Origin of the sequence: Methylobacterium sp. CCH5-D2 (genome assembly GCF_001556475.1) — a bacterium.
GTDB classification, from domain to species: domain Bacteria; phylum Pseudomonadota; class Alphaproteobacteria; order Rhizobiales; family Beijerinckiaceae; genus Methylobacterium; species Methylobacterium hispanicum.
This window is the reverse complement of sequence record NZ_LSIX01000130.1, coordinates 1-9,024: the sequence shown is the minus strand read 5'-3', so window position 1 is coordinate 9,024 and position 9,024 is coordinate 1. Positions and strand designations below refer to the sequence as shown.

General features: G+C 73.2%; 9 protein-coding genes. 2 read left to right on the top strand and 7 right to left on the bottom strand.

What is annotated here, in order from left to right:
• Positions 1 to 135: 135 nt before the first annotated feature.
• The 7 genes from AX737_RS02810 to AX737_RS02780 form a co-directional block, all read right to left on the bottom strand.
• On the bottom strand, positions 136 to 594 hold the full coding sequence (locus AX737_RS02810) for a nucleoside deaminase (protein WP_066918846.1): 459 nt from the start codon (positions 592 to 594) through the stop codon (positions 136 to 138).
• Positions 595 to 645: 51 nt separating this feature from the next.
• Entirely contained in the window at positions 646 to 1,713 is a 1,068-nt protein-coding gene (locus AX737_RS02805) for a spore photoproduct lyase family protein (protein ID WP_066918844.1), read from the bottom strand.
• 55 nt (positions 1,714 to 1,768) lie between these two features.
• A complete protein-coding gene (locus AX737_RS02800; protein WP_066918842.1) occupies positions 1,769 to 2,506 on the bottom strand; it encodes an SHOCT domain-containing protein in 738 nt (245 codons plus the stop codon).
• A gap of 120 nt (positions 2,507 to 2,626) precedes the next feature.
• Positions 2,627 to 3,235, bottom strand: coding sequence for a nitroreductase family protein (locus tag AX737_RS02795; protein ID WP_066918840.1), 609 nt, complete (start codon positions 3,233 to 3,235; stop codon positions 2,627 to 2,629).
• A 34-nt stretch (positions 3,236 to 3,269) separates the two neighbouring features.
• A complete protein-coding gene (gene mepA, locus AX737_RS02790; RefSeq protein ID WP_066918838.1) occupies positions 3,270 to 4,193 on the bottom strand; it encodes a penicillin-insensitive murein endopeptidase in 924 nt (307 codons plus the stop codon).
• Positions 4,194 to 4,329: 136 nt separating this feature from the next.
• On the bottom strand, positions 4,330 to 4,947 hold the full coding sequence (locus tag AX737_RS02785; RefSeq protein ID WP_066918836.1) for a ParB-like protein: 618 nt from the start codon (positions 4,945 to 4,947) through the stop codon (positions 4,330 to 4,332).
• Positions 4,948 to 5,056: 109 nt separating this feature from the next.
• A complete protein-coding gene (locus AX737_RS02780) occupies positions 5,057 to 5,776 on the bottom strand; it encodes a cytochrome c biogenesis protein CcdA (RefSeq protein WP_066918834.1) in 720 nt (239 codons plus the stop codon).
• 125 nt (positions 5,777 to 5,901) lie between these two features.
• Here AX737_RS02780 and nhaA point away from each other — a divergent pair, with 125 nt between their 5' ends.
• Together nhaA and AX737_RS02770 are read left to right on the top strand one after the other, a co-directional pair.
• Positions 5,902 to 7,089 carry a Na+/H+ antiporter NhaA gene (nhaA, locus tag AX737_RS02775; protein WP_066918832.1) on the top strand — a complete coding sequence of 396 codons (1,188 nt, stop codon included), beginning with the start codon at positions 5,902 to 5,904 and terminating at the stop codon, positions 7,087 to 7,089.
• A gap of 10 nt (positions 7,090 to 7,099) precedes the next feature.
• The gene (locus tag AX737_RS02770; RefSeq protein ID WP_066918830.1) at positions 7,100 to 8,857 is read left to right on the top strand and encodes a carbamoyltransferase C-terminal domain-containing protein; all 1,758 of its coding nucleotides are present in this window, start codon (positions 7,100 to 7,102) and stop codon (positions 8,855 to 8,857) included.
• Positions 8,858 to 9,024 lie beyond the last annotated feature (167 nt).

Here is a 9,024-nt window from a genome sequence, read left to right as displayed (position 1 = left end):
GGGTATGACACTCCCAGAGTAGGCGGCGCCCTGAACGCGCGTCGATGCCGAGCGCCGTCCTGAGACGTCATACCCCTCACCCCGGCTTTCTGCGAAAGCAGACCTCTCCCTATGGGAGAGGGGGCGCGGCGCGGTTCACCCCCGCTTCTTCGCCGCCCAGGCCGGGTAGGGGCTCTCCCCCTCCGGCCTCCGATGCTCCAGCCGCATCGGCTGTTCGGCGAGCGGGCGGCACAGCTCCGCGTAGATCGTCGCCGAGCCCGCCCCGTAGGTCTCGGCCTCCTCGGCCGCGTAGGCGAAGTAGCCCGCGCGAAAGCCCGCGAGCCGCATCGCCGCGTGGCACATCGGGCAGGGCTGGCCGCTCGCGTACATCACGCAATCCGAGAGGTCGCGGCTGCCGAGCAGGCGGCTCGCCTCGCGCAGGGCCACCATCTCGGCGTGGTCGCTCGGGTCGTTCGTGCGGTGGACCGTGTTGGCCGCGCGGGCGAGCACGGCGCCCTCCCGCACGATCACCGCGCCGTAGGGCGAGCCGCCCTCATCCACGTTCCGGCGCGCGATCGCGACCGCCTCGGCGATATGGGCTGCGTGGTCCGTCACTGGTGCTCTCCCGTCCGATCCCCGCGCCAACGCGGCCGCCCGAGCCGCGGTTCAGAACGCGTAGCGCACGGTGCAGTCCGGCAGGGTCTCGGCCAGGAGCGCCTTGAAGCGGGCGAGCCAACGGCCCTTCCAGCCGGCCCGGTAGCGCACGTTTTCGCCGCCCCCTTCCGAGACCTTCGTCTCCTGGATGTCGGGCCGCCAGAGCAGCGCTTCCGCCTTCGGGTGCCAGCCGAGATTGACCTGATGCAGCCCCGCATTGTGCGTCAGCATGATGATCTCGCACCGGAGCTGCGCGCGGGCGCGGGCCGAGAGGCCGTCCGCGATCTGCTCGAACAGCGTCCGCCAGTCGGCCTCCCAGCCCTCGTAGAGGATCACCGGCGAGAAGTTGGCGTGGACCTCGTAGCCGGCGGCCACGAAGTCGTCGATCGCCGCGATCCGCTCCGGGATCGGCGCGGTGCGCACGTCCACCACCCGGGCGATCTTGTCCGGCATCAGCGAGAAGCGGATGCGGGTCTTGCCCTGCGGATCGTAGCCCAGCAGGTCGCGGTTCACCGCCTTTGTGGCGAAGGAGGCCTTGGCGTTGGGTAAATCTCGGAACAGCGCCACGAAGTCGCGCACGCCCTCGGTCAGGGCCGCATCGACCGAGAGGTCGCCGTTCTCACCGATATCGTAGACCCAGTGGGCCGGATCGATCTGGTCGGGCTCCGGGAGCCGGCCCTGCTTCCGAGCGTGCCGCGCGATCGCCGCGCAGGCGGCCTCCGTGTTCACGAAGAGCGAGATCGGGTTGGAGAAGCCCTTGCGGCGCGGCACGTAGCAGTAGGCACAGGCCATGGCGCAGCCGTTCGAGGTCGAGGGCGCTATGAAGTGGGCGCTGCGCCCGTTCGGGCGCATGGTGAGCCCCTTCTTCACCCCGAGCACCAGCGTCGAGCGCTTGAGGCGCACCCAGTCCTCCACTGAGCCGGCGTTGCCGTGCAGCTCCGGGATGTTCCAGTGGGAGGGGACGAGGATGCGCTCGGCGTCCGGAAAGCGCGCCAGGATCTCGGCGCCGCGCCGGTGATCCGGCACGGCGGCCTCGTGGTAGATCCGGCGGATGTCGAGCAGGTCGCGGGTCAGGGCCAAGTGAGGTGCCGGGGCCGGCGGCCGGGCCGGCCGCGGATCCGATATGGCGCCCCGATCAGAGGCGGGCGAGCAGCTCCGCCTTCTTATCCGCGAATTCCTGATCGGTCAGAACGCCGCGGCCGTGCAGCTCGGCCAGCCGCTCGATCGTGCCGAGCACGTCGCCGGACAGCGGGCCCGCGGGGCTCGGAGCATGAGCCTGCGGCGCCGCGGACGGGGCGGACGCCATCTCGGCCGCGGGCTGGCGCGCGGCCTCGGCGCCGATCCGGCGCAGGTGCTCGACAGCGACTGCGCCCTGCGGGCCGGAGAAGCTGAGGGCGCCGTTCGCCTGCGAGACGCCGGAGATGTGGTGGTCGCCCGTGTCGTAGAGCGCGACGCCCGCGCCCGACTCGATCGCGAGGCGCCGGCTCTCCGGAAAGTAGGCGTAGCGCAGCCCGTTCTGCGAGCCGGTGCTCGCGGGGTGACCGAGGTCGGCCGGCCACCACGTGCCGCCGCCGCGCTGGCTCTCGGGCGCGCCGCCCGCCGACCAGCCGCCCGGCGGCAGCGCCGCGGCGAGCTCGGTGCAGAGGCCGGAGACCCGCGCCTTGAGGTCGGTGTTGAACATGTCGCCGACCATGATCATGCCGCCCGCCGACCACTGGCCCATGCCGCCGAGGTCCGGATGGTCGAACTGTGCCATGTTGCCCTGCCCGCGCTCCAGCGCGTGCATCAGGTGGCGCACGGCGTCGAGGCCGACGCCGTAGCGGTCGGCCACCGCCTGCAGCCCGGCGGCGTGGTCGGGTCCTTCGTTGGTCATGGATTCCGGCTCCGGAGCGCCCGTCTGGCCTTGAATCCTGCCCCGACTCGCCGAGCGCTTGCAAGCGCCCGACACGACTTTCCGTTCACGGACCAAAGACTTGCCGCGTCGCAGCGCGGTTCACCCCGCCTTCGGGAAGGGCCCCGCATGGGTGAAGTCGCCGATCGGGCGGCGGCCGTTCGGGGTCTCGCGGGTCCGCTGCTCCTCCGTAAGGTCGTCCCAGGCGACCATGCGGCCCACCGCGTAGGCCGCCTCGATCCGGTGGTGCTCGGGCAAGTTCAGCGCCTCGGGTGCCCGCGCATGGTCGAAGCCCCCCATGCCGTGGGCGTGCCAGCCCTGGCGGACCGCCTGGAGCTGGAAGGCGAGCGAGGCCGCGCCCGCGTCGAGCGAGTGGCTCCACGAGGGCTTGAGCTCGTCCCCGACCTTCATGCGGCTGTTCGAGACCAGGAACAGGAGCGCGCCGGTATCCTGGGCCCATTTCTGGTTGGCCGGCACGAGGAGGCCCAGGAAAGTCGCCCAGTTGGCGTCGTCGCGCAGCGCGTAGAGGAAGCGCCAGGGCTGCGAATTGTAGGAGGAGGGCGCCCAGCGCGCCGCCTCGATCATCCGCATCAGCTCGGCTTCCGGCACCGCCTCGCCGGTGAAGTGGCGCGGCGAGCGGCGCGCCAGGAAGAGCGGATCGATGTCGTGGTCGGGCCGGCGGGGCGTCGGCCCGGTGGTCGATTCGGTCAAGGTCGGTCTCCGGTGGCTGCGCGATCGGTCCGGCTCAGGGCGCCTTCAGCACCGCCCGGCAGGCGGCGGGGAGCGCGGCCAGCGTCATCGGGGGCCGCGGCTTCGGCTTCACCTTCGGGGGCTTGGGGTTCAGCACCGCGTCGCTGAACCAGTAGGCCAGCTCCTCGCCGCAGCCGTCGCCGGGCGGGGGCGGCGCCTGGTCGTCGCAGGCCCCCTGGCCGGCCGGGCAGGCGAGGCGGATGTGGAAATGGTAGTTGTGCCCGTACATCGGGCGCACCTTCGAGAGCCAGCGGCTACCACCGGCCTCGCGGCAGAGCGCCCGCTTGATCGCCGGATTCACGAAGATGCGCGCCACCTCGGGCTGCTCGGCGGCGAGCCGGATGATGCGGTGGTGCTGCTGGGTCCAGACCTGCGGGTCGATGTCGAGCCGGTCGGCGCGCACCACGTTCGTCGCCGACATCTCCTCGCGCTCGGCCCGTGTGAGGCGGCGGTCGGGCATCGGGGTGAGCCAGATGTCGGCGTCGAGGCCGAGCTGGTGCGAGGCGTGGCCCGTCAGCATCGGCCCGCCGCGCGGCTGCGACATGTCGCCGACGAGGAGCCCCGGCCAGCCGACCCGCGGGGCCTGGCCCGCCAGCCGCTCCAGGAAATCGACGAGCGGCGGGGTGCCCCACATCCGGTTGCGCGAGAGTCGCATCACCTGCCAGGTCGCCCCGTCCACCGAGAGCGCCTCGCCGCCCGAGAAGCAGCCCTTGGCGTAGGAGCCGTAGGCGTGCGCCGGCCCCCCGGTGGGCCCGGTGGCGCGGCCGAACAGGGCCTTGGCGGGGGTCGCGGGATCGTCCGGGTTGGCGAGCGGCGGCAGCGGTTTCGGGGTCAGCGTCCCCCGGTCCTGCGCCTGGAGCGGGCCGCCGGCCAGGAAGCTGAGGGCGGCGGCGAGAACGAGGCGCGGCGTGATCGGCATCGAGGCTCCGTCTAGCGGGTCGAGCGGGCAGGCGTCGAGAGCGTGCGCGCGGCGGACACCTTGCCGGCGCAAGCTTGCCGTAGCGTGGTGCCGCGGCGGGGCATTTTTCGGGCGCCCCGCCCGCCGGCCGGGGCCGTCAGGCCGTGACCGGCCCGCACCAGCCCGGTAGGTAGCCGGCATCCTCCGACTTGGCGAGCTGCAGCGCCCGCTCCAGCGCCGAGGGGAAGTCGCCCTCGACCTGCTTGGCCTTCATGGTCCGGCGCAGGAAATCGGCCCAGAGGAACTCGCTGAAGGGCGTGGTGTCCTTGGCGAAGCCGCCGGCCCGGCGCAGCTCGCCCGCGAGACTGCGGAACGGGTCGTCGGCGAGGTCCGCGACCGCCTTCGGGATCGCCTTGAAATCCTGCCGGACGCCCTCGGCGTCGTAGGGGTGAGCCCAGGACTTGTGGTCGCACACGGTCCAGAAGGCGTCCTTGTCGAGCTTGTGCAGTTCGGCCACGACCGTGACCAGCACCGCCTCGACGCCCTCCAGCTGGAGCGCGCGGGCGAGGTGGTGGTGGTCGATGAGGTAGTGGCGCTTCTTCGGGCCGAGCAGCGTCGGGATCATGTGCGAGCCGAGGAACTTCTCCTTCTTCTCGGAATCGTGCTGGCGCCAGCGGCGGCGCTTCTCCTCGACCTCGCGGTAGCCCACGGTCATCTGCGTCGGGCGCAGGTCTGCGATCGGCACGAGGGTGAGGATCGGTTCGCGCGGTGCCATGATGGGTTAAGGATTCCGGTTGCGGTGACCGGAGCGCATCTGTCACGGGCCTTCGCGGGCGGCCACGCCGTGGCCGTTCACGTTCGCGGGAGCGCGCCGAAGCCTGGGCTCAGTACCGGACCGTCAGCGCGGTGAGCCAGTCGGGCGAGGCCGCGACCGCCCACGCCTCCGCCCGCTTGTCGAGCCCGCTCAGCACGAGGAGCCCCAGCACCGCCAGCAGGGCGCCGAGCGCGGCCTTCGCGCCCTGTCCGAAGGCCGCGAGCCCGCCGCGGCGGCGCGCCAGCGCCTCCCGTGAGAGGAGGCCGAGCAGCAGGAGGGGCGCGGCCGCGCCGAGCCCGAAGCCCAGCATGGTGAGCGCCACCGCGCCGAGATTCTCGCCCCGCGCCGCCAGCAGCGAGGCCGCTCCGAGGGTCGGCCCGACGCAGGGGCTCCAGGCCGCGCCCAGCAGCAGGCCGACGCCGAACTGGCCGCCCAAGCCCCGACCCGCGACCGCGCCGAGCCGCCGGCCGGCCCAGGCGCCCGCGGGCCCCAGCGCCGCGCTGAGCCGGGCCTGCAGCGGCGGCAGCATCAGCACGAGGCCGAGGCCGACGAGCAGGACCGCCCCGAGGCTGCGGAACACGTCGCCGTCGAGCCCGATCGCGAAGCCCACCGTGGCCACGAACAGCCCGATCCCCGTGAAGGCGAGCGCCAGCCCGGCCGCGAGCGCCAGCGGCCCCATCCGGTGCTCGGAGGCGGCGGCCGCCAGCACGATCGGCACCAGCGGCAGCACGCAGGGCGAGAGCGTCGAGAGCAGGCCGGCGAGGGTCGCGAGGCCGAGGGTCGTGAGCATGGGGGCTCCGGGTGCGGCCGGGCGCGGCCGCCGCAGGTCTTCGCTCGCGGCGCGGGCCGGGTTTCGGCGGCCCGAGGCGATCACGCGGGATTGAACTGCGCCGCCATTCGGGGCAACCGGGGGCCATGAGACAGGCCCGACCCCTCTCCGCGATCCGCACGGCGCTCACCAGCGAGGCGGGCGGCGGCCTCGTCCTGATGGCCGCGGCAGCCCTCGCCCTGGTGGTGGCGAACTCGGCCCTCGGGCCGGCCTACGAGCACGCCCTCCACGTCCATCTCGGACCGTTGAGCCTGCTGCACTGGATCAACGACGGCCTGATGGTGATCTTCTTCCTGCTCGTCGGGCTGGAGATCAAGCGCGAGGCCCTCGACGGGCGCCTGCGCACCTGGCCCGACCGGATCCTGCCGGGGCTCGCCGCGCTCGGCGGCATGGTTGTGCCGGCGCTGGTCTACCTCGCCTTCAACGCCGGTCAGCCCACCGCCCGCGGCTGGGCGATCCCGGCCGCCACCGACATCGCCTTCGCGCTCGGCGTGCTGGCGCTGTTGGGATCGCGCGCGCCGGTCTCGCTCAAGGTCTTCCTGAGCGCGGTCGCCATCGTGGACGACCTCGGCGCCGTCATCATCATCGCGCTGTTCTACACGGGGGGCCTCGACCTGCCGATGCTGGCGGGGGCGGGCCTGACCCTCGCGGCCCTCATCGCCCTGAACCGCCTCGGCGTGACGCGGCTCGCCCCCTATCTCGTCCTCGGCGCCGTGCTCTGGTTCCTCGTGCTGCGCTCGGGGGTGCATGCCACGGTTGCGGGCGTTCTCCTGGCGCTGACCGTCCCGATCCGCCCGAGCCCGGGGCGCCCCGAGGACCCGACCTCGCCGCTCCACCGCCTGGAGCACGCGCTGATGCCCTGGGTCACCTACGCGATCGTGCCGATCTTCGGCTTCGCCAACGCGGGCGTGAACCTCGGCGGGCTCGCCCCGGACGCCCTCCTGCACCCGGTGACCCTCGGCGTGGCGCTCGGCCTGTTCCTGGGCAAGCAGATCGGCGTCTTCGCGAGCGTCCGGCTCGCCGTCGCGGCGGGCCTCGCCCAGCGGCCGGCCGGCGCGAGCTGGGCGCAGGTCTACGGCGTCGCGATCCTCTGCGGCATCGGCTTCACCATGAGCCTGTTCATCGGCGGCCTCGCCTTCGCGGACGCCGCCCACGCCACCGAGACCAAGCTCGGCGTGCTCGCCGGCTCGCTCCTCTCCGGCCTCGTCGGCGCGGTCCTGCTCGGGCTGGCGCCGGCGCGGGCGCGCGTTGCGGCGCGGGCCGGGGCGGAATAACCGGAGGGCCATGCGCTACTATCTCGGCCTCGCCACCACCTTCCACGATCCCGCCGTGGCCCTCGTCGGGCCGGACGGGAGCGTGCTGTTCGCCGAGGGGACCGAGCGCGTCCTGCAGTACAAGCGCGCGCCGAACTGCGAGCCGGATCCCGCCGGCCGGATGATCGGCCTGCTCGAACGATACGTGCCCCGCGGCTCCGAGATCGTGGTGGCGTCGAGCTGGGGCGAGCAGTTCTCCGACTTCCTGCGCGGGCAGCAGGCGAGCGGTGCCTTCGACCTGATGGCGCTCGCCGCCCATCCGACGACGCTCAACCGCTCCTTCGTGCCCGAGCGGGCCGAGCGCATCTTCATCGCGGACCTCGCGCTGGCACAGGCCCGGGCGGGCTACGGCACCCTGCTCGCCCTCAACCAGGAGAGCCGCGGCACGGGCGCCGCGGCGCGGGCCGAGATCGTCGCGCAGGCGCGCTATCCCCATCACCTGGCGCATGCCGCCTACGCCCTCTGGGGCAGCCCGTTCCGCGACGCCACGGCCGTCGTCGTCGACGGCATGGGCGAGACCGGGGCGGCGGCGATCTACAGCCTGAGGGACGGCCGGATCGCCGAGGTGCGGCGCCAGCGCGGGCGCGGCTCGGTCGGCTTCCTGTATGGCCTCGTCACGGATCTGGCCGGCTTCGACCAAGTGAAGGGCGAGGAGTGGAAGATCATGGGGCTCGCCCCCTACGGCCGCCCCGACCCGGACCTGATGGACGAATTGCGCCGCCTCTACGCGGTCGAGAACGGGCGCCTGAAATTCGCCGACGACGCCACCGTGCAGGCGGTCGCGGCGGAGATCCGGGCCCGCCGTCCGGCCGATGTGGGGGAGGGGGGCTGGGCCGACCTCGCCCGCTCCGGCCAGGAGATCTTCTGCGAACTGATGGACGTGCTGGTGGCGGAGGCCTCCGCGCTCGCGCCGCACGACAACCTCGTCATCGCGGGCGGCTGCGGGTTGAACTCCTCCTACAACGGGCGCGTGCTCGGGCGCTCGGCCTTCCGCAACCTCCACGTCCCGTCCGCGCCGGGCGACGACGGCAACGCGGTGGGCGCGGCCTGGCTCGCCTTCGCGGCCGACCATCCGGACTGGACCGGCCCGGAGGCGCAGGCGCGCCCGCTCACGCCCTATCTGGGTTCCGGCGTCTCGACCGAGCCGATGGAGCGCTTGGCCGAGCAGGAGCCCCGTGCCCGCCGCCTCGGCCTGCCCGGCGTCACCCGGGAGGCGGCCCGCGTCCTGGCCGCGGGCGGGCTCGTCGGCTGGGTGCAGGGCCGGGCGGAGTTCGGCCCCCGCGCGCTCGGCAACCGCTCGATCCTGGCCGACCCGCGGCCGGCCGGCGCCAAGGACGCGCTGAACGCGAAGGTGAAGTACCGCGAGGCCTTCCGGCCCTTCGCGCCCTCGATCCTGGCCGAGGCCGGGCCGGACTGGTTCGAGGACTACGCCGACAGCCCCTACATGGAGCGCACGCTGGTCTGGCGCGAAGATGTGCGCGACCGGGTGCCGGCGGTGGTCCACGCCGACGGGACGGGCCGGCTCCAGAGCGTGACGGCGGAGCGCAACCCCGCCTATGCCGGGCTGATCGCGGCCTTCGCCGAGATCACCGGCGTGCCGATCCTGCTCAACACCAGCTTCAACGTGATGGGCAAGCCGATCCTCCACACGGCGGAGGACGCCATCCTGATGTTCTACACCACGGGTCTCGACGCCCTCGTGGTGGAGGACTGGATCGTGGTGAAGTGACGCGCGTGGTCTCCCTCCCCCGCGGAGGGGGAGGGGACGGCGTCGCGCTACTCGCAGACCTCGACGCGCTTGTACGTGAAGTCTTCCTCGTTGAGCCACACCTTGCGGCGCTCGTAGTGGCAGACGGGGCCGCGTGGGCGGCGGACGACGACCTCCTCGGGCTCCTC